The sequence below is a fragment of the Bradyrhizobium sp. USDA 4449 genome (assembly GCF_054056275.1).
The window spans coordinates 6563839-6584489 of sequence record NZ_JBSRYD010000001.1 but is presented as its reverse complement, the minus strand read 5'-3'; the positions used below and the strand labels follow the sequence as shown (position 1 = coordinate 6584489).

Here is a 20651-nt window from a genome sequence, read left to right as displayed (position 1 = left end):
ATGACAGCATTGCTCGAACTGCGGGACGTCAGCAAGCGCTATCGCGATATGGTCGTGATTCCCGGCCTGACGCTTCAGGTCGGGGCAGGCGAATTCGTCGGAGTCATCGGGCCAAACGGAGCGGGTAAGACCACTCTGTTCGGCCTGATCTCCGGTAACCTCCGCTGCGATTCCGGAGCGGTTTACCTGGATGGGGAAGACGTCACCGCGCTCGGCGCCGATGCGCGTTGCCGCGCCGGCGTCGGCAGGACATTCCAGATCCCCCAACCATTCCAGGGCATGACCGTGTTCGAGAACGCGCTCGTGGCGGCCACCTTCGGGGCTGCTCTGCACGGCAAACGAGCTGAGCAGAAAGCACGCGAAGCACTCGTTCGTTGCGGCCTCGAGCGTCTCGGCGACACGGCAGCCGGCCGCCTGACCTTGCTCCAGCGCAAGCGGCTTGAACTGTCGCGGGCACTTGCCACCGAACCGCGGTTGCTGCTGCTCGACGAAGTCGCGGGTGGGTTGACGGACGCCGAAGTCGGCGAGCTTCTCGAACTCGTCACCGCGATCCATAGAGCCGGCGTGACCGTGATCTGGATCGAACATCTCGTCCATGCGCTGGTCTCGTCCGCCGATCGCCTGCTCGTGCTCTCGGAGGGAAGATTGCTCGGCGACGGGGCGCCCACCGCGGTCATGAGCAGTCGCGAAGTTCGTGACGTGTATCTCGGATCCGATCTCGACGAGCAGGCGTCCCATGCTGTGCACTGAGCATCTCGATGCCAACTACGGCATGTTCCAGGCCTTGTTCGGCATCAACTTCTCGATCGCACGCGGCGAGGTCGTTTCGCTGATCGGCGCGAACGGCGCCGGAAAATCGACGCTGCTTCGCGCCATCGTCGGTTCTGTCCCGGTTGCCGCTCCGAGCGTGCTGCTCGACGGAAAGCCGGTCGGCGGCTCCGCCGAGATCAATCAGCTGACGCGTGGAATTGCGCTGGTGCCGGAAGGTCGTCGGCTGTTTCCGAGCCTCACGGTCGAGGAGAATCTGCTTCTCGCCGCGAAAAACGGCCGTCGAGGTCCGTGGACGCCAGACCGTCTCTATAGGGAACTGCCGGCTCTTCAGAAGTTGCGCGCGCGCCCCGCTACGGCGCTTTCCGGCGGTCAGCAGCAACTCGTGGCGGTCGGCCGGGCGCTCGTCACGAATCCCGACTTCCTACTTTGCGACGAGATATCGCTCGGCCTTTCGCCTGTGGCGGTCGAGACGGTCTACGAGCTGCTCGGCACCGTCATCGGGGAGGGCATGGCGGTCGTCCTTGTCGAACAGAACGTGCGTCGCGCGCTCTCCAAATCGTCCAGGTACTACTGCATGCTGAAGGGAAACGTCGTGCTCGAGGGCATCTCGAAGACGGCCGATTACGCGCGCGTATCGGCCGCGTATTTCGGAGATTGATGATGCAGATCGCCGCGGAAACGTTGTTGAACGGGCTGATGCTGGGGGCGCTTTACGCGCTGTTCGGGCTTGGCCTGAGCTTGAGCGTCGGGGTCATGCGCATGATCAACATCGCCCATGGCGATCTGATCGTCGTCGGGGCCTATCTGACCAGTGTGGTCATGAGCGCAGCGGGCGTCGGTGCCTTGACCGCGCTGCTCGTGGTCATACCGGTGATGTTCGCGCTCGGTTGGATCCTTCAAATCATCCTGCTCAACCGTGTTGTCGGAAAGGATGCTCTGGCTCCGCTGCTGCTGACATTCGGCCTCTCCATCGTCTTGCAGAACGTCCTTCAGGAGATTTTCACCGCGGATACGCGAAGCCTGCAGGCCGGGGATCTCGCAGGTCTCGGGTTCAACGTTCTTGGCGTCTCCATTGGAGTCCTTCCCCTCGTCTCTGCGCTCGCGAGCATCGCACTGCTCGGTGCGACGCATTGGCTGGTCGGTCACAGCCATTTCGGGCGTCAGGCGCGGGCCGTATCGGATGATCCCGGCACCGCACGGCTGGTGGGCGTGAATGATCGCCGACTCTTCGGCATGGTGACCGGGGTCATCTTTTCAATGATCGGCGTGGCAGCCGTGCTCTACGCGCTCAGGACACCCTTCTCACCAACGGCGGGGCCCGAGCGGCTGCTCTATTCGTTCGAGGCAGTTGTGCTTGGCGGGCTCGGCAATATCTGGGGCACCTTGTTTGGTGGACTCGTGATCGGCGTCGCGCAGCTTTTCGGGGCGAAGATCGCCTCGGGTCTCGGTCCCTTCTTCGGTCACCTCGCGTTCCTCGTGGCTCTGCTCGCTCGCCCCCAGGGCTTGTTTGGAAAGGCGTCGTCATGACCACCGTCACCGTGTCGCGAGCGAATTCCAGGACGGCGTTGGCGCGGATGTCCGTCAGCGCGGGGCTCTTCATCGTCGCTGCGCTCGCAGTTTCGATGCCCTGGTTGTCGACGTTTGCCGTCCAGCGGCTGCTCGTCGAAGTCTTCACGCTGTTCGCTGTCGCGCTCGCCTGGAATCTGCTGGCAGGCTATGGCGGCCTGGTGGCTATCGGTTTGCACGTCTTCGTCGGCGCAGGCTCGTATTCACTCTTCGCGCTCTCGAACCAGTTGCATCTGAATCCGTTTCTGCTGCTGCCTGCCGCCGCGGTCTTCGCTGCCGTTTTCGCCCTCGTCTCGGCCTGGCCGATGTTCCGTCTGAGCGGCGCTTACTTCGCGGTTGGTACGTGGGTTCTTGCCGAGATGATGCGGATATTGATCTTGAATTCGCCATGGCTGGGCGCCGGAGGCGGCATGCCGCTGGAAGCGATGAGCGATATCGATCGGTGGACGCGCAATGCGGGAGTCTACTGGGCGGCGCTATTCGTCGGCGTCGGATCGCTGGTCGCAAGCAGACAAGTGCTGCGCGGCTCGCTGGGCCTTGCATTGATGAGCGTGCGTGACTCCGAACCCGCCGCGCTGGCGAGCGGTGTCCCAGTCGCTCGCGCGAAGATCGCGCTTTGGGTGCTGTGCGCCGTCATCTCAGGGCTTGCCGGCGCGGTCTCGTATATGAATACGCTTCAGGTCACGCCGGATGCCTCTTTCTCGTTGAACTGGACCGCTGCGGCGATCTTCATTGCCGTTCTCGGGGGTATCGGAACGCTGGAGGGCCCGATCGTCGGCACGATCGTCTATTTCCTGCTCCGAGAGACCTTCGCAGGCTATGGCGCCTGGTACTTCATCGGGGTCGGACTGCTCGCGATCTTGACCATGGTGGCCGCCCCGGGCGGCGCGGTTTCCCTCATTCCGGAAAAATGGCGGCTCGATCCGTTCCGGATACGCCGGCGCATGGCCGGGTCCGATCTCGACCGATCCGCTTCATTCCCCAAAACCTGAAAACTTGGCTCGGAGATCTCGCATGCAGGACACGAAATTCAAGGTCGCAGTCGTTCAGGCCGCGCCGGTATTCATGGATGCTTCAGCTTCCGTGGCCAAGGCGATTGGCTTCATCAAGGACGCGGGTGCAGCAGGGGCGAAGTTGCTGGCATTCCCCGAGGTCTGGATTCCAGGCTATCCTTGGTGGCTTTGGCTCGGGACGCCGGCTTGGGGAATGCAGTTTGTACCCCGCTATCACGCCAATTCGCTGCGCGCGGATGGACCCGAAATACTCGATCTCTGCGCGGCCGCCGCCGAAGCGAAAATCAATGTTGTGATGGGCTTCTCCGAAATCGACGGCGGGACGCTCTACCTGAGTCAGGTTTTGATCAGCGATGCGGGAAAGATCATCTTCAAGCGCCGAAAGCTCAAGCCGACCCACGTCGAACGTACGCTATTTGGTGAAGGAGATGGGTCTGATTTCCGCGTCGTCGAAAGCAGCGTCGGACGCCTCGGAGCCCTGTGCTGTGCCGAGCACATTCAGCCGTTGTCGAAATACGCCATGTACGCGATGAACGAGCAAGTTCACGTGGCGTCGTGGCCATCGTTCACGCTGTATCGCGGCAAAGCCTACGCGTTGGGCCATGAGGTGAATCTCGCCGCCAGCCAGATCTACGCGCTGGAGGGAGGTTGCTTCGTCCTGCATGCGTCGGCCATTACCGGTCAGGATATGTTCGACATGCTTTGCGATACGCCGGAAAGGGCAGATTTGCTGAACGCGGAGGGAGCAAAGCCAGGTGGCGGCTATTCGATGATTTTCGGTCCCGATGGTCAGCCGATGTGCGAGCATCTGCCTCAGGACGAGGAAGGCATCCTCTACGCTGACGTAGACCTTTCAATGATTGCAATCGCCAAAGCGGCCTATGACCCCACGGGGCACTACGCCCGCGGTGACGTCGTCCGTCTCATGGTCAATCGCAGCCCGCGTCGCACGAGCGTCGGCTTCAGCGAAGACGAGAACGCGGCGGTCACTTTCACCGAGACTTGAACGGTCCACGCGAAAATGCTTGAACGCAGGCACGACTAGCCGCGATGCGTCTCGCCAAGAACCGTGCGGGGTTGCCTCCATGATAAGAACGGCGTGGCTCGAGGGCTTACGGTGACCCCGATTAACGTAGATGACTATCGAAGCCTGGCTAAGCGTCGCCTTCCACGGATGGTGTTCGACTATCTTGATGGGGGAGCCGAAAGCGAACGTGGTTTGCACCGAAATCTCAAAGCTTTTGCTGCGATCAATTTTGCGCCTCGACGGCTTGTCGATGTCAGCCAGCGCAGCTCGTCCATATCTCTGTTCGGACGGACGCTTCCAACGCCCTTCGTGGTCGCACCGACAGGCCTGAATGGTGCTCTGTGGCCTGACGGTGATGTAGCGTTAGCCCGGGCTGCCCGCAGTGCAGGGATCCCGTTTGTACTTTCGACCGCATCAAACGCGACAATTGAGGACGTCGCGGAACGGGCGGGTGGCGACCTTTGGTTCCAGCTCTACGTCGTGCAGCGAGATCTGGCGCACCAGCTTGTCCGCAGGGCCAAGGACGCGGGTTACGGTGTGCTGGTTCTCACCGTTGATGTTGCGGTGAATGGCAAGAGGGAGCGCGATCTGCGAAACGGGTTTGCGATTCCATTCCGTCAAACCCCCCGATCTGTTCTCGACGCCTTAACTCATCCAAGGTGGGCGCTCAGCCAAATCCGCCATGGGCTGCCCCAGCTCGCAAATTTTGCCAGCCCCAACGCAACCGACGTGAACGCGCAAGCCGCCCTGATGCGTCGGCAGATGGATGCCAGCTTCGGCTGGCAGGATCTTCAGGCGCTCCGCGACGCCTGGCCGGGAATTCTCATGGTCAAGGGCATCATGACTCCGACCGACGCAAGTCGATGCCAGGAACTGGGCGTCGATGCCGTGGTTCTGTCCAATCATGGCGGAAGGCAGATCGAGGACGTTTCGGCACCGATAGATTTGTTGGCGGAAATCTCGAACCAGAAGGTGATGCCGCCGCTTCTCGTCGATGGCGGCATCCGCCGCGGAGCCGATGCGGTAAAGGCGTTGGCGCTCGGTGCCAAAGCGGTGTTGTTGGGACGTGCCATCCTTTACGGTCTCGCTGCTGCGGGCGAAGAAGGGGCCAGTCACGTGCTTGAAATCCTCAGTGCCGAGGTCGATACGACGCTGGCACTTGTCGGCTGTCCAGAGGCCGCCCGTCTTGATCGCCAGTTCATTCAATTGTGAGGAATCACACACCCGGCGCCGCGGGCAGCGCGCGAAGCATTTCTCCACCGCCGAACGGTCACGGGCGCAACAGTCAAAAGCGTAGCGAGCGACTATTCCGGCAGATTTGCTCAACACCGCATAAAATTGTCGATGCGGCCTGGGCTGTGGTCCGCCGGCTATTTACATCCGCCTTCACCGCCGAAAAACGCTCGCGCAAGCGTCCTTTAGCAGAGCCCGCCAGTATTCCGGCGGCAGATCGGCGTCAGGAGCCAATCCAGGGGCACAGCGGCCATCTTTTCCATCTGCTTCGGGTCCGGCATGCGCCAGCTCGCGGGTCGATCAGACATACACCAATCAGAACGTAACGGGAACGAAAGAGTCGATACCCCTTCCCTTAGAAATCATGCGGCAGGGCTTTCTGGGTTGTCGGAACCCGGTGCCCCCATTCGTCTTGAGTCAAGTACCCCAAGACCGGAGTTCTGCGTACATGGCACCGCGCGCCAATTGGAAAGGCTTTCTGCGATTGTCTCTGGTGACCTGCCCGGTCGCGCTCTATCCCGCCACCTCGGAGAGCGAGAAGATTTCCTTCAATCAGCTCAACCGGCAGACCGGCCATCGCATCAAGTACCTGAAGGTCGATGCGGACACCGGCGACGAGGTGCCGAACGAGGACATCGTCAAGGGCTATCAGCTCGAGAAAGATCAGTTCATCGAGGTCACGAAAGAGGAGCTAGAAGAGATCGCGCTGGAATCCACACGCACCATTGAGATTGATGAGTTCGTCGACAAGCGCGACATCGATCCGCGCTACCTGATCCGACCCTACTACATCCGCCCTGACGGCAAGGTCGGGCACGACGCCTTCGCCGTGATCCGAGAGACCATCCGCGAGATGAACAAGGTGGCCATCGGCCGGGTGGTGCTGACCAACCGCGAGCACGTCATTGCGCTCGAGCCGATGGACAAGGGTCTGGTCGGCACGCTGCTGCGCTATCCGTACGAGGTGCGTAGCGAGGCCGAGTATTTCGACGAGATCCAGGACGTGAAGGTCACCAAGGACATGCTCGATCTCGCCAAGCACATCGTGAACCAGAAGGCCGGGCGGTTCGAGCCTGAGAAATTCGAGGATCACTACGAGACCGCGCTGATCGATCTCATCAACCAGAAGCGCGCCGGCAAGCCCATCACGCCGAAGTCCAAGCCCGCGGCGACGAACGTCGTCGATCTCATGGAAGCCCTCCGTCGATCCGTTGGCAAGGAGGCCGCGCCGGCGAAGGGGCCCAAGCCGGCCAAGAAGCCGAAGAGGGCCTCCGCCGGGCAGAAGGAAATGCTGATGCCAATCGAAGGCAAGAAGCCGAAGGAGGCAGCGTCGAAGAAGCCGGCGGCTCGGCCGCAGCGAAAGTCGGCCTAATGGCCATCGTGTTCATCACCGGCAGCGCCGACGGACTAGGTCGCGCAGCGGCCGAGTCGCTTCTCCACGGCGGCCATCGCGTGGTGCTGCAACGATCGTAAGGCGGGCATCCGCGAACTAGCGTCAAGCGCAGCCGGAGTTGCGATCAGCGATCTCAGTCTCGCCGGCGTTGCGGCGCTCCAGCTTAAGCAATGACGCCATCACGGCGCTTGGTGCCGAACGAGCCGTAGCCGTCGGCAGCGGTCAGCCTAGTCGGTTCCGTGAGGTGCATAGGTCAGAATTTTAGTTGCGCACCTCAAAACTTGCAGGCAGGATCGCCTCCAACAATAAGAGCCTGTTGGGAGGATGTGATGAGGCTGCTCGCCAAGCTGGGACTCACCGCTGCCGCATGCCTGCTTTTGGCGAATTCCGCGTTGGCCGACACGACCGTTAAATGGCTGCACATCGAGGTCAATCCGGCCCAGGTGAAGATCTGGGAGGAGGTCGCGCGCGCCTATGAGGCGTCGCATCCCGGCGTGAAGGTCGAGATGCAGTTCCTGGAGAACGAGGCCTACAAGGCCAAGCTGCCGACCATCCTGCAATCCAAGGACAGGCCGAACATCATCTACAGCTGGGCTGGCGGCGTCTTGAAGACCCAGATCGAGGCAGGCGTGCTGGAAGATATCACTGATTCTGTGAAGAGCGACGGCTATAGCGACACGATCGCACCGGCGGCGCTTGCCGCCTTCACCCAGAACGGCCGCGTCTTCGGACTTCCGATCTCGCTCTCGCAGGTCGGCTTCCTCTACAACAAGGATTTGATGGCCAAGGCGAAGGTCGATTCCGCGGCGATCAAAACGTGGGATGATCTGCTTGCTGCAGTGAAGACGCTCAAGGCAGCCGGCGTTACGCCGATTGTGGTTGGCGGCGCCGATAAGTGGCCGCTGCATTTCTACTGGACCCACCTCGCCGTGCGCATTGGCGGCAAGCCGGCCTTCGATGCAGCGCTGAAGGGTGAAAACGGCGGCTTCGCAGGCGACACCTTCCAGAAATCCGGTGAGCTGTTCAAGCAGCTCGTCGATCTCCAGCCGTTCCAGAACGGCTTCCTCGGCTTCAAGAACCCGCAGGCCGTCGGCTATTTCGGTGACGGCAAGGCCGCGATGATCCTGGCGATCTCCTCCTTCTATCACACCCAGCGCGCGCTCGCCGCCGACAAGGTCGGTCTTTCCGACGACAAGCTTGGCTGGTTCGATTTTCCGGTCGTACCCGGCGGCAAGGGTGAGCCGTCAGACACCCTCGGCGGCATCACCGGCTGGCTGGTCACCAAGGACTCGCCCAAGGAGGCCGTCGACTTCCTGAAGTACTTCATCTCCAAGGACGTGCAGGCGAGGCTCGCCGCCGGCAACTTCATCGTTCCCGTCGTCAAGGGCGGCGAGGCGGGCCTCAAGAGCGACTTCATGAAGCTGATCGCGTCCAATCTCGCAAAGTCGAAGTACCACCAGAACTTCTATGACCAGAGCCTCGGCCCCTCCGTCGGCCGCGTCGTCAACGACGTCTCGGCGGAGATCGCCGGCGGCAGCATGAGCCCGCAGGACGCGGCGAAAGCGATCGAGGCGGCGTACAAGCAAGGTAACTGACCGTGGCGCGACGGATCGCGATGCCATCGCCGGTCGGCGTTGCTGGCGAGGCGGCCCCCCAGGCCGCCGTGCGCGGCCCGAGCTGGGACAATCGCTTCACTGTGCTGATCCTGTTCCTGCCGCCGGCACTGCTGCTGTTCACGCTGTTCGTGGTGCTGCCGATCGGCGAGGCGGCCTGGTACTCCGGCTTCAACTGGAACGGTTTCGGCAGGCCGACCCACTGGATCGGCTTCGACAATTATCGCTTCGTGCTGGAAACGCGCGCGTTCTGGCTCGCGCTGCGCAATAACGGGCTGATCATCGCAGTCTCGCTCGCGATCCAGCTGCCGCTCGCGCTGACCCTCGCCTTGATGCTGGCCGAGAAGTTTCGCGGCGCGGTGGCGCTGCGCATGCTGTTCTTCATGCCCTATATTTTGGCGGAGATCGCGACCGGGTTGATCTTCTCCTTCGTCTATGACGGCGATTACGGTCTCGTCGCATCGATCTGGCGCACCTTCGGCGCCGAGCCGCCGCATCTCCTGGCCTCGACCGATACGGCGATGCTGGCGGTGCTGATCGTGATCGTGTGGAAGTACTTTGGCTTCCACATGATGCTGTTCATCGCAGCGCTCCAGAGCCTCGACAAGAGCCTCGTCGAGGCGGCACGGATCGACGGTGCGACACGCTCGCAGGCGTTGCGCCATGTCGTGATCCCCTTGCTCTACCCGACGATCCGGCTCTCGGTGTTCTTCGCCATCGTCGGCTCGCTGCAGCTGTTCGATCTCGTCATGCCGCTGACGCGCGGGGGACCTGCGGATTCCTCCAACACCATGGTGAGCTTCCTCTACAACAACGGCATCTCGCGCATGCGGGTCGGCTATGGCAGCGCCATCGGCGTCATCCTGTTCGCGATCTGCGTAACCTTTGCCTTCACCTACAAGCGATGGTTCATGCGCGATGAGTAATGCCGAAACCAATCGCGCGCCGTTGGATCCCGCCGTACCGTTCAAGGCGGCGTTCCTCGCAGTCGTTGCCATCTTCGTGCTGGTGCCGCTGCTCGCGACCCTGCTCGGCGGCTTCAAATCGCTCGGCGAATTGCGCGTCAATCCCTTCGGCCTGCCGCAGCATTGGGAGTGGCAGAATTATGCGGGCATCCTGTTCTCGGGACGTTACTGGCAGCTCCTGCGCAACTCGCTGATCATCTCGACCCTCACGGTGACGTTGACCCTGATCGTGGCCTCGATGGCGGCGTTCACCTTCGCCCATATCAGGTTCTTCGGCAGCTCGATGCTGCTGAGCTATTTGACCCTCGGCCTGTTGTTTCCGGCCGCGACTGCCGTGCTGCCATTGTTCATCAAGGTGCGCGATCTCGGGCTGCTTGACACTTATTTCGGCGTCGCGCTGCCGCAGGTGGCCTTCAGCCTTGCCATGAGCGTCCTGCTGTTGCGGCGCTTCTTCAAGGACATTCCCCATGAGCTGCTGGAAGCGGCGCTGGTCGACGGCTGCAGCTACATCAAGTTCTTTCGCTACGTAACGCTGCCACTGTCGCGGCCGATTCTCGCGACGGTGGGCACCATCACCTTCGTCAACAGCTGGAACGCCTATCTGCTGCCGCTGGTGATGCTCAACACCGATGCGCTCTATCCCTGGCCGCTCGGCATCATGGTTTATCAGGGCGAATATTCGTCCGAATGGCACCTGATCCTGGCCTTCATCACGCTGACCATCCTGCCGACGATCATTCTGTTCCTGCTGGCGCAGAAGCACATCGTCGCCGGCCTCACCGCAGGCGCGGTCAAGGGATAGCCAAGAGACAGCCAAGAGACAGCCAGGACTTCACGGAGATCATCATGAGAAAAGTCGGGGTCGGAATCATCGGCTGCGGTGTGATCAGCACCGCCTACATCAAGGCGGCGCAGCGCTTCCCGGTGATGGAGGTGAGGGCGCTCGCCGACATGCGCAGCGATGTCGCCGAGCGCCAGGGCGCCGCTTTCGGGCTGCCGGCGATGCGGGTCGACCAGCTGCTTAAACGTGACGACGTCGAGATCGTCATCAATCTCACCGTCCCGCTCGCCCACACCGACGTCAGCCTCGCGGTGTTGAACGCCGGCAAGCATGTCCATTCCGAAAAGCCGCTCGGCATCAACGTCGCGGAGGCGCGCAAGGTGATGGATCTCGCCGCGCAGAAGGGACTTCGCGTCGGCTGTGCGCCCGACACGTTCCTCGGCGGCGGGCACCAGACCGCGCGCAAGCTGATCGATGACGGCGCGATCGGCACCCCCGTCGCAGGCAGCGCCTTCTTCGGCTGCCCCGGCCACGAGCGCTGGCATCCGGCGCCGGGATTCTACTACCTGCGCGGCGGCGGGCCGATGCTGGACATGGGCCCGTACTACATCACCGATCTCGTGCAGTTGCTCGGTCCAGTCGCAAGCGTGATGGGCTCGACCGCGCGCCCAAGATCCGAGCGTCTGGTCACCAGCCAGCCGATGAACGGCACGTTGATCCCGGTCGAGGTTTCGACCCACGTCGCAGGGACGCTCGAATTCGAGAGCGGGGCGGTGGTTTCGATCGCGATGAGCTTCGATGTGCCGAAGCACCGGCACGCGCCGATCGAGATCTACGGCGACAAGGGCAGCATGCTGGTGCCCGACCCGAACCGCTTCGGCGGCGAGGTGCAGGTCGCCAAGACCGGCGGCGAATGGGAAACCGTGCCGTTGACACACGGTCATGTCGAAGGCGAGTTCCGCTCCATCGGCGTCGCCGACATGGCGTCCGCGATCCTGCACGACCGGCCGCACCGCGCCAGCGGCGCGCTCGCTTTCCACGTGCTGGAGGTGATGGAGGCGTTCCAGACCTCCGCCGACGAAGGACGGCGCGTCAAGATCGAGAACCGCGTCGAGCGGCCGGCGATGCTGCCGGCCGGGCGTGAAACCGGGCAGATCGACTGAGGGAATGACCATGCGCAAGGCATTGATAGTCTGGGGCGGCTGGCCGGGACACGATCCCGATCTCTGTGCCTCGATGATCCGCGGCTGGCTGAAGGCGGAAGGCTTTGAGGTCCGGATCGAAACGACGACAGAGGCGTTCGGCGATCCCGCGATACACGATCTCTCGTTGATCATCCCGATCTACACCATGTCGAAGATCGAGAAGGCGGACGCGCTCAATCTCTGCGCGGCGGTGCGTGGCGGCGTCGGGCTCGCCGGTTACCATGGCGGCATGTGCGATGCGTTTCGCGAATCCGTGGACTACCAGTTCCTGTGCGGCGGGCAGTGGGTTGCCCATCCCGGCAACATCATCGACTACAAGGTCGATGTGACGAAGCCTGACGACCCCATCATGAAGGGCCTGCAGAGTTTCGAGCACCGTTCCGAGCAATATTACATGCATGTCGACCCCGCCATCGAGGTGTTGGCGACGACGACCTTTACCGGCGAGCACGCGTCCTGGATCGATGGCGTGGTGATGCCCGTGGTCTGGAAAAAACGATACGGCGCGGGCAGGGTGTTCTATTCCTCGCTCGGCCACCGCGCCTATGAGCTCGACGTCCCGGAGATCCGGACGTTGATGACCCGCGGCATGCTGTGGGCGGCGCGCGAATGAGTTCTGGTGCGGCGCAACCGGCGGTTCGCGCCACGCTTGAGGACGTCGCGCGTGCGGCGGGCGTTTCGCTCGCCACCGTTGATCGCGTCGTCAACCGGCGCCAGGGCGTGCGTGCCAAGACGGTCGCGCGTGTCGAGGCTGCAGTGGCCAAACTCGGCTACCATGCGGATGTTGCGGCCGCGCGGCTCGCGCGCGGGCAGAGCTTTCGCTTCGCATTCGTGCTGCCGTCCGGCAGCAACAGCTTCATGACCAATCTGACCGAGCAGGTCCAGCGCACCGCAGACTGGCTCGCCGGTCAGCGCGGCTTCATCGATATCGTCCATGTCGACGTGTTCGATCCTGACGTGCTGGCCGGCGTGCTGGAGGATCTGTCGCCGGCCTATCAGGGCGTCGCGGTCATTGCGCTCGACCATCCCAGGGTGCGGGCCGCGATCGACGAACTCAGCGGGCGTGGCGTTGCCGTGGTGACCCTTGTATCGGATGCGCCGAGCTCGCGCCGCCTGCACTATGTCGGTATCGACAATCCGGCCGCGGGGCGCACTGCATCGACGCTGATGGGGCGCTTCCTTGCCGGGCGTGAGGGGACGGTCGCCGTGATCGCCGGATCGCTGTCGCTGCGCGATCATACCGAGCGCCAGTTCGGCTTCCATCAGATCCTGTCGAGCGAGTATCCGAACCTGCGCGCGCTCCCTGTCATCGAGGGCCGCGACGACAGCGCGCGCACGCGAGAGCTCACCCTCGGGTTGCTCGCGCGCCATGCCGATCTCCGCGGCATTTATTGTTGCGGCGCCGGAAACCGCGGCATCGCCGATGCGCTCGAGGCGTCCGGCCGCGCCCGCGAGGTGGTGTGGATCACCCACGAGTTGACGCAGCACACGCGACGTTTCCTGGTCCGCGGCACGTGCGACGCCATCATCAATCAGGATCCCGGCCACGAGGCGCGCTCCGCCGCGCGGGTGCTGCTGGCGCATTGCATGGAAGAGCCGATCAGCCACGATCAGGAGCGAATCCGTATCGACATTTTCTTGCGGGACAATCTTCCGTAAGTTGAAGAAATCGATATTCGTCTCGCTGGGCTGGATTACATCGGGAGCGGCCTGAAGGCCACCGCGGCTCGTGTCCAATTCGGGAAGCAGTTCAGTCATGTATCTCGGCATCGATCTCGGGACCTCGGCGGTCAAGACCGTTCTGGTCGACCATACCCAGCGCGTGATTGCGAGCGAGAGCCGGGCGTTGACGATCGCCTCGCCGCATCAAGGCTATTTCGAGCAGGATCCCGCACAGTGGATCGAGGCGACCTTCGCCACGCTGGACGCGTTGAAGGCGTCGCATGGAAAAGAGCTGGCGGCGATCCAAGGCATCGGGTTATCAGGCCAGATGCACGGCGCGACGCTGCTCGACGCGCGCGACAGGCCGCTGCGGCCATGCATCCTCTGGAACGACGGACGTTCCGCCGCGGAGTGTCGGATCCTCGAACGGCGCTGGCCAGCTTTGCGTGCTACGACCGGCAACAAGGCGATGCCCGGATTCACGGCGCCAAAACTGCTCTGGATCGCCGCGCATGAGCCAGAGATTTTTGCGGCGACGGCAATTGTCCTGCAACCGAAGGCCTATCTGCGCCTGGTGCTGTCAGGCGAGGCGATCGAGGACGTCTCGGATGCATCGGGATCCCTCTGGCTCGACGCGGCGCGCCGGGACTGGTCGGATGCGGCATTGGCTGCGACGGGCCTGTCGCGCGCGCACATGCCGCGTCTGGTCGAGGGATGTGCGCCGGCGGCAACGCTGCGACCTGACCTGGCGCAGCGCTGGGGCATGGCGAGGTGCCCCATGATCGCGGGCGGGGCGGGCGACAATCCGGCGGGCGCCATCGGCATCGGCGCGATCAGGCCGGGAACTGGATTCATCTCGCTGGGCACCTCGGGGGCCTTGCTGGTGCCGACCGACCATATCGCTGCCAATCCGGACCGCGTGGTCCACACCTTTTGCCATGCGATTCCCGGCATGTGGATCCAGGCCGGCGCGATCCTGTCGGCGGCGTCCTGTCTGGCCTGGGCCGCGCGCCTGTTCGGCGTCGCCGAGGCCGAACTGCTGGCGCCGCTGGGGGCGCAGCCGCCGACGCCGTCTCCGGTGAGCTTCCTGCCTTATCTCGCGGGTGAGCGGACGCCGCATGATGACCCCCTCGTGCGCGGCATGCTCGACGGCTTGAGCCACGGCACCGACCGCACGGCGATCGTGCAGGCCGTGCTCGAGGGCGTCGCCTTCGCACTCGCGGATTGCCGGGACGCACTTGGCGATGCCGGCATCGTGGTCACGGAAGCCGACGTGATCGGCGGCGGTTCGCGGTCCCGGTTCTGGTTGTCGGTGCTGGCCAATGTGCTTGACGTGCCGATCCATCGCTTTGCCGACGGCGAAACCGGGGCTGCGTTCGGTGCGGCGAGATTAGGGCGGCTTGCTGTCACCGGCGAGGCAATCCCCGCCATCTGCACGCCCCCGCACCGCGTCGAGACGTTCGAGCCTGACCGCGTGCTGGTGGACGCGTATGCCGAGCGGCTTTCCGCCTGGCGCGAATTGTATCGGCCGCGCCATTAGCATCGCCTCGCGTCCCCAATTCTGTCTGTTCGCTGTTGCCCTGTGCAGCGGCGTTTTGTTTAATACGCCAACCGTGCTTGAAAAACCAAACGCGGACAGGGGAAACGTGCGCCGGGAGGCACGATGAACGATCCGATCCTCGAGATGCGGGGAGTGTCGAAATCCTTCTTCGGCATCAAGGCACTGCGCGCGGTTGACCTGACGGTCTATGCCGGCGAGATTCACGCCTTGATGGGTGAGAACGGCGCGGGCAAATCGACCCTGATGAAAATCCTGTCGGGGGCTTACCGGCCCGATCCGGGGGGTGAAATCCGGATCGAGGGCAAGCCGGCGCGGATCGAGGGGCCGCTCGGCGGGCGTGCGGCGGGCATCTCGATCATCTATCAGGAACTGTCTTTGGCCCCCAATCTGAGCGTGGCGGAGAATATTTATCTCGGTCGCGAGGTCTCGCGTTCAGGTTTGCTGGCGCGTGGCACCATGCGTGAGGGCGTTGGTCCAATTCTGCAGCGCCTGGGCGCCGACTTCCTGCCATCGACACTGGTGGCACATCTTTCCATGGGCCAGCGCCAGCTCGTCGAGATTGCGCGTGCGCTGCACACGCGCTCGAAAATCCTGATCATGGACGAGCCCACCACCGCGCTGTCGGCCGGCGAGAGCGAGCGACTGTTCGCGCTGATCCGGCAACTGCGCGCCGAAGGGCTCGCCATCATCTACATCTCGCACCGCATGGACGAGGTCTATGCGCTCGGTGACCGCGTCACCGTGCTGCGTGACGGCCGCCTGGTCGGCTCGCTCGACAAGCAGGATATCCGCGCCGATGCCATCGTCCGCATGATGGTCGGGCGCGACGTCTCCTCCTTCTACAAGAAGGATCACGATCCCGAGGCCGGGAAGGGGCACCCCGTGCTGACCGCCACCGACATGGCGGACGGGCACCGCGTCAAGGGCTGCTCGCTCACCGTGCATGCGGGCGAGGTGGTGGGCCTTGCCGGCCTGATCGGCGCCGGCCGCACCGAGCTTGCGCATCTCATCGTCGGTGCAGCACCGAAGATTTCGGGTCGTCTCGAACTTGAAGGCCAGCCGATCGACATCCGCACGCCCGGCGAGGCGCTCGCGGCCGGCATCGCCTATCTGACCGAGGACCGCAAGGCGCTGGGCCTGTTCCTCGACATGTCGTGCCTGGACAACATCAATCTCGCCGTGCTCGGTCGCGATGCCAGGCTCGGCTGGTTCCTGGATCGCGACAAGGCACGCGAGCGCGCCGACCGGGCTTTCGCAGGCCTCAGCATCCGCGCCGCCAATGTCGGTGTCCCCGCCGGTGGCCTCTCCGGCGGCAACCAGCAGAAGGTGCTGTTGTCGCGGCTGCTCGCCATTGCGCCGAAGGTGCTGATCCTCGACGAGCCGACGCGCGGCGTCGATGTCGGCGCCAAGTCCGAAATCTATTCGATCATCGACAATCTCGCGAAGGCGGGCACCGCGATCCTGGTCATTTCGTCGGATCTGCCCGAGATCATCGGTATCTGCGACCGTGTCATCGTGATGCGGTCCGGGCATATCGCGGGCGAAGTCAGACGAACAGAGACTGCGCCGTTAACTCAAGAGGATATCATGGCGCTTGCCACGGGGACGGAGCATCTCGATGCCTGACAACGGATCGACGCCGGCGAAGGCCGCCACGGCGGACGGACTTGCCGCCGCGCAAGCAACGAAGCGCCAGCGCGTCAGGCTGCTGATCCGCGCGGCCGGAATGCTGCCGGTGCTGCTGCTGCTCTGCGGCGGCTTTCATTATTTATCGGACGGCCGGTTCTTCACCGGGCAGAATCTCGGCATCGTGCTGCAGCAGGCCGCCGTGAACACCGTGCTCGCTGCGGGCATGACCTTCGTCATCCTCACCGGCGGCATCGACCTCTCGGTCGGCTCGATCCTGGCGGCGTCCGCAATGGCCGGCCTGACCATTTCCAAGCTGCCCGAGCTCGGTGCCCTGTGGCTGCCGGTCGCGGTGCTCACCGGTCTTGGCTTCGGCGTCATCAACGGCGCGCTGATCGCGCTGTTGCGCCTGCCGCCCTTCATCGTCACGCTGGGCTCGCTCACCGCCGTGCGCGGCCTGGCGCGGCTGCTCGGCGCCGACACCACCGTGTTCAATCCGTCGATCCCCTATGCCTTCATCGGCAATGGCTCGCTGACGCTCGTGCCCGGCGTGGCGTCGATCCCGTGGCTCTCGGTGATCGCGCTGCTCGTCATCCTCGTGTCATGGCTGGTGCTGCGCCGGACCGTGCTCGGCGTGCACATCTATGCGGTCGGGGGCAACGAGAGCGCGGCGCGGCTGGCCGGCATCAAGGTATGGGCCGTTCTGATCTTCGTTTATGGCGTGTCGGGCATGCTGGCCGGCCTCGGCGGCGGCATGCAGGCGGCGCGGCTCTATGCGGCCAACGGCTTGCAGCTTGGACAGAGCTACGAGCTCGACGCCATTACCGCGGTGATCCTCGGCGGCACGTCTTTCGTCGGCGGCATCGGCTCGATCTGGGGAACGCTGGTTGGTGCGCTGATCATCGCCGTTCTCTCGAACGGCCTGATCCTGACAGGCGTCTCTGATATCTGGCAATATGTGATCAAGGGACTGGTGATCATCGGCGCCGTGGCGCTGGATCGCTACCGGCTGCAAGGCTCGGCCAGAACCTAGAGATATGAGATTCGGTTGCGGCAACTGGTCTGCCGTGCCCGGGATGAAGACAGACCAGGGAGGAAGACAATGTTGAAGAAGACAATGCTCGCTGGCGCCGCGGTGGCGCTCGCACTGACCACCACGCCGTCCTTTGCCAAGGAGCTCAAATCGATCGGCGTCTCGCTGGGGTCCATGGGCAATCCGTTCTTCGTCGCCCTGTCGAAGGGCGCCGAGTTCGAGGCCAAGAAGACCAACCCCAATGTGAAGATCACCACCGTCGGCTTCGAATACGACCTCGGCAAGCAGGTCACCCAGATCGACAATTTCATCGCCGCCGGCGTCGACCTGATCCTGTTGAACCCCGGTGATCCCAAGGCGATCGGCCCCGCGATCAAGAAAGCCCAGGCGGCGGGCATCGTCGTCGTCGCGGTCGACACCGCAGCCGAAGGCGCCGATGCCACCGTGACCACCAACAACGTCCAGGCTGGCGAGATTGCCTGCCAATACATCGTCGACAAGCTGGGAGGCAAGGGCGACGTCATCATCGAGAATGGGCCGCAGGTCTCCGCCGTGATCGACCGTGTCACCGGTTGCAAAAACGTGTTCGGGAAGAACGCGGGGATCAAGGTTCTGTCCAGCGACCAGGACGGCAAGGGCTCGCGCGAAGGCGGCCTCACCGTCGCGCAGGGCTATCTGACGCGCTTCCCCAAGATCGATGCGATCTTCGCCATCAATGATCCGCAGGCGATCGGGACCGATCTCGCGGCGAAACAGCAAAACCGCAGCGGCATCATCATCACTTCCGTGGACGGTGCTCCCGACATCGAGGCTGCGCTGAAGGATCCGGCGTCGCCGCAGATCCAGGCATCCGCATCGCAGGATCCGTTCTTCATGGCGCGGCGCGCCGTGCAGATCGGCGTCGGCATTCTCAATGGGCAGAAGCCGGCCTCGACCGTCGAACTGCTGCCGTCGAAGCTTGTGACCCGAGATAACATCAAGGATTACAAGGGCTGGACCTCGGATCGCTCGCAGTAGGATCTCGCAATTATCGATGCCAGTGGCCGCATTCGAGCAGGACGCCCCGGGAAACCCGCCCGGGGCGAGCCTGCGAGGTTGACCCCGGCGACCGATATGTCAAAGAAGGGGAGTTTTTGACGTGGCGCTGACCGCGCCTGCCGCGGTGCCTTTGGGAGCAAGTCCATATTATGAGCGAACGGGTTGCTCTGATCACCGGCGTGACCGGGCAAGACGGCGCGTATCTCGCCGAGCATCTGCTGTCGCTCGGCTATATCGTCCATGGCATCAAGCGGCGCTCCTCGTCTTTCAACACCGGGCGCGTCGACCACCTCTACCAGGACCCGCATGTCGGCAACGTACCGTTCCTGATGCATTACGGTGACATGACGGATTCGACCAATCTGATCCGTCTCGTGCAGCAGGTCCGCCCGACCGAGATCTACAATCTCGCCGCGCAAAGCCACGTCGCCGTCAGCTTCGAGAGCCCGGAATATACCGCCAATGCGGACGCCATCGGCGTGCTGCGCCTCTTGGAAGCGATCCGCATCCTCGGCATGGAGAAGGAGACGCGGTTCTACCAGGCCTCGACCTCCGAGCTCTACGGTCTCGTGCAGGAGATCCCGCAGAGGGAGACCACGCCGTTCTACCCGCGCTCGCCTTACGGCGTGGCAAAACTCTACGGCTATTGGATCACGGTGAACTACCGCGAGGCCTATGGCATGTTTGCCTCGAACGGCATCCTGTTCAACCATGAGAGCCCGATCCGCGGCGAGACCTTCGTCACGCGCAAGATCACCCGCGCGGTCGCGCGCATCGAAGTCGGATTGGAGGAGACACTCTACCTCGGCAATCTCGAGGCCAAGCGCGACTGGGGCCATGCCAAGGATTACGTCGAGGGCATGCATATGATCCTCCAGGCCGACAAGCCCGACGATTTCGTGCTCGCCACCGGTGAGATGCACTCGGTGCGCGAGATGGTCGAGCTGTCTTTTGCGCAAGTCGGCCGCCGCGTCGAATGGCGCGGCGCAGGTGTCGACGAGACCGGGGTCGATGCCATCAGCGGCAAGGTCGTGGTGAAGATCGATCCGACCTATTTCCGCCCCACCGAGGTCGATCTCCTCATTGGCGATTCCAGCAAGGCGCGGCAGGTGCTTGGCTGGAAGCCGAAGCGGACCTTCACGCAGCTGGTCGAAGAGATGATGGCGAGCGATCTGGCTGATGCCAAGCGGGATGTCGCAAATGGCAAGCGCAGCGTTTGAGCTGACCGGCAAGAGCGTCTACGTCGCCGGCCATCGCGGCATGGTCGGCAGCGCGATCGTGCGCCGGCTGGCGCGGGAGAATGTGAACGTCGTGACCGTCGACCGGCGCGAGGTCGATCTCTGCAATCAGGCCGCCGTGTTCGACTGGTTCGCGAAGGCGCGGCCGCAGGTGATCTTCCTCGCCGCGGCCAAAGTCGGCGGCATCGTTGCCAACAACACGCTGCGCGCCGAGTTCATCTACGACAACATCGCGATCGCCGCGAACGTGATTCAGGCCGCGCATCAAAATGGCGCCGAGAAGCTGATGTTCCTCGGCTCGTCCTGCATCTATCCGAAGCTCGCACCGCAGCCGTTGCGCGAGGACAGCGTGCTGACGGGCCCGTTGGAGCCGACCAACGAGCCTTATGCGATTGCGAAAATCGCCGGCATCAAGATGGCGGAGGCCTATCGCAGCCAGTATGGCAGCGACTTCATCAGCGTGATGCCGACCAATCTCTATGGTCCCGGGGACAATTATCATCCTGAATTGAGCCACGTCGTGGCTGCACTGATCCGCCGCTTTCACGAAGCGAAGCTGTCGGGCGCGAAGAGCGTCGCGGTCTGGGGCACCGGCACGCCGCGGCGCGAGTTCCTCTATGTCGACGACATGGCGGATGCCTGCGTGCACCTGATGAAGACCTATTCCGGCGCGGAGTTGATCAACGTCGGCACCGGAGAGGACATCGCCATCGCCGAGTTCGCCCGCGTCGTCGCCGGGATCGTCGGCTATCGCGGCGATATCTCCTTCGATACTTCGCGCCCTGACGGCACACCGCGCAAGCTGCTTGATATCAGCCGCCTCGATAAGCTCGGCTGGCGCGCGACGACGTCGCTTCAGGATGGCCTGAAGCGCGCCTATGAAGCTTATCTTGCGGTCGGGCCGCTCCCTGCCTGATGAGCTTCGC

Annotated in this window: 19 protein-coding genes and 1 pseudogene; all 20 read left to right on the top strand. The window is 63.3% G+C overall.

From position 1 onward, the window contains the following. Positions 1-750 carry an ABC transporter ATP-binding protein gene (locus ACVIIW_RS31010; protein ID WP_456704174.1) on the top strand — a complete coding sequence of 250 codons (750 nt, stop codon included), beginning with the start codon at positions 1-3 and terminating at the stop codon, positions 748-750. Further along, on the top strand, positions 737-1429 hold the full coding sequence (locus ACVIIW_RS31005) for a branched-chain amino acid ABC transporter ATP-binding protein (RefSeq protein WP_456704173.1): 693 nt from the start codon (positions 737-739) through the stop codon (positions 1427-1429). The genes ACVIIW_RS31010 and ACVIIW_RS31005 overlap by 14 nt, the downstream gene beginning before the upstream one ends. Further along, complete coding sequence (locus ACVIIW_RS31000) at positions 1429-2298, top strand: branched-chain amino acid ABC transporter permease (protein WP_456704172.1); 870 nt, start codon at positions 1429-1431, stop codon at positions 2296-2298. Before ACVIIW_RS31005 ends, ACVIIW_RS31000 begins: the two co-directional genes overlap by 1 nt. After that, entirely contained in the window at positions 2295-3329 is a 1035-nt protein-coding gene (locus tag ACVIIW_RS30995; protein ID WP_456704171.1) for a branched-chain amino acid ABC transporter permease, read from the top strand. The genes ACVIIW_RS31000 and ACVIIW_RS30995 overlap by 4 nt, the downstream gene beginning before the upstream one ends. Positions 3330-3351: 22 nt before the next feature. Continuing rightward, on the top strand, positions 3352-4356 hold the full coding sequence (locus tag ACVIIW_RS30990) for a nitrilase (protein WP_456704170.1): 1005 nt from the start codon (positions 3352-3354) through the stop codon (positions 4354-4356). A gap of 111 nt (positions 4357-4467) precedes the next feature. After that, positions 4468-5589 carry an alpha-hydroxy-acid oxidizing protein gene (locus ACVIIW_RS30985; protein WP_456704169.1) on the top strand — a complete coding sequence of 374 codons (1122 nt, stop codon included), beginning with the start codon at positions 4468-4470 and terminating at the stop codon, positions 5587-5589. A 469-nt stretch (positions 5590-6058) separates the two neighbouring features. Further along, entirely contained in the window at positions 6059-6982 is a 924-nt protein-coding gene (gene ku, locus ACVIIW_RS30980; RefSeq protein WP_456704168.1) for a non-homologous end joining protein Ku, read from the top strand. Continuing rightward, positions 6982-7147, top strand: a pseudogene (locus ACVIIW_RS30975) (SDR family NAD(P)-dependent oxidoreductase); the annotation flags it as partial. The gene ku and the pseudogene ACVIIW_RS30975, both read left to right, overlap by 1 nt. 185 nt (positions 7148-7332) lie before the next feature. Next, positions 7333-8598 (top strand): extracellular solute-binding protein, encoded by a 1266-nt coding sequence (locus ACVIIW_RS30970; protein ID WP_456704167.1) that lies wholly within the window; start codon positions 7333-7335, stop codon positions 8596-8598. Positions 8599-8600: 2 nt separating this feature from the next. Then, on the top strand, positions 8601-9542 hold the full coding sequence (locus ACVIIW_RS30965; protein WP_456704166.1) for a carbohydrate ABC transporter permease: 942 nt from the start codon (positions 8601-8603) through the stop codon (positions 9540-9542). Then, the gene (locus ACVIIW_RS30960; RefSeq protein WP_456704165.1) at positions 9535-10383 is read left to right on the top strand and encodes a carbohydrate ABC transporter permease; all 849 of its coding nucleotides are present in this window, start codon (positions 9535-9537) and stop codon (positions 10381-10383) included. The genes ACVIIW_RS30965 and ACVIIW_RS30960 overlap by 8 nt, the downstream gene beginning before the upstream one ends. A 44-nt stretch (positions 10384-10427) precedes the next feature. Further along, positions 10428-11525, top strand: a complete 1098-nt coding sequence (locus ACVIIW_RS30955) for a Gfo/Idh/MocA family protein (protein ID WP_456704164.1) — start codon at positions 10428-10430, stop codon at positions 11523-11525. A 10-nt stretch (positions 11526-11535) separates the two neighbouring features. Further along, positions 11536-12180 carry a ThuA domain-containing protein gene (locus tag ACVIIW_RS30950; protein WP_456704163.1) on the top strand — a complete coding sequence of 215 codons (645 nt, stop codon included), beginning with the start codon at positions 11536-11538 and terminating at the stop codon, positions 12178-12180. Further along, complete coding sequence (locus ACVIIW_RS30945) at positions 12177-13226, top strand: LacI family DNA-binding transcriptional regulator (RefSeq protein WP_456704162.1); 1050 nt, start codon at positions 12177-12179, stop codon at positions 13224-13226. The genes ACVIIW_RS30950 and ACVIIW_RS30945 overlap by 4 nt, the downstream gene beginning before the upstream one ends. A gap of 97 nt (positions 13227-13323) precedes the next feature. Then, positions 13324-14769 (top strand): xylulokinase, encoded by a 1446-nt coding sequence (gene xylB, locus ACVIIW_RS30940; RefSeq protein WP_456704161.1) that lies wholly within the window; start codon positions 13324-13326, stop codon positions 14767-14769. Between the two features lie 123 nt (positions 14770-14892). After that, on the top strand, positions 14893-16416 hold the full coding sequence (locus ACVIIW_RS30935) for a sugar ABC transporter ATP-binding protein (RefSeq protein WP_456704160.1): 1524 nt from the start codon (positions 14893-14895) through the stop codon (positions 16414-16416). Next, entirely contained in the window at positions 16409-17449 is a 1041-nt protein-coding gene (locus ACVIIW_RS30930; protein WP_092228497.1) for an ABC transporter permease subunit, read from the top strand. Before ACVIIW_RS30935 ends, ACVIIW_RS30930 begins: the two co-directional genes overlap by 8 nt. 69 nt (positions 17450-17518) lie before the next feature. Next, positions 17519-18466 (top strand): ABC transporter substrate-binding protein, encoded by a 948-nt coding sequence (locus ACVIIW_RS30925; protein ID WP_092228496.1) that lies wholly within the window; start codon positions 17519-17521, stop codon positions 18464-18466. Between the two features lie 170 nt (positions 18467-18636). Then, positions 18637-19707 (top strand): GDP-mannose 4,6-dehydratase, encoded by a 1071-nt coding sequence (gmd, locus tag ACVIIW_RS30920; protein WP_456704159.1) that lies wholly within the window; start codon positions 18637-18639, stop codon positions 19705-19707. Continuing rightward, on the top strand, positions 19688-20641 hold the full coding sequence (gene fcl / locus ACVIIW_RS30915; RefSeq protein ID WP_456704158.1) for a GDP-L-fucose synthase: 954 nt from the start codon (positions 19688-19690) through the stop codon (positions 20639-20641). The genes gmd and fcl overlap by 20 nt, the downstream gene beginning before the upstream one ends. The last annotated feature ends 10 nt before the right edge of the window (positions 20642-20651 follow it).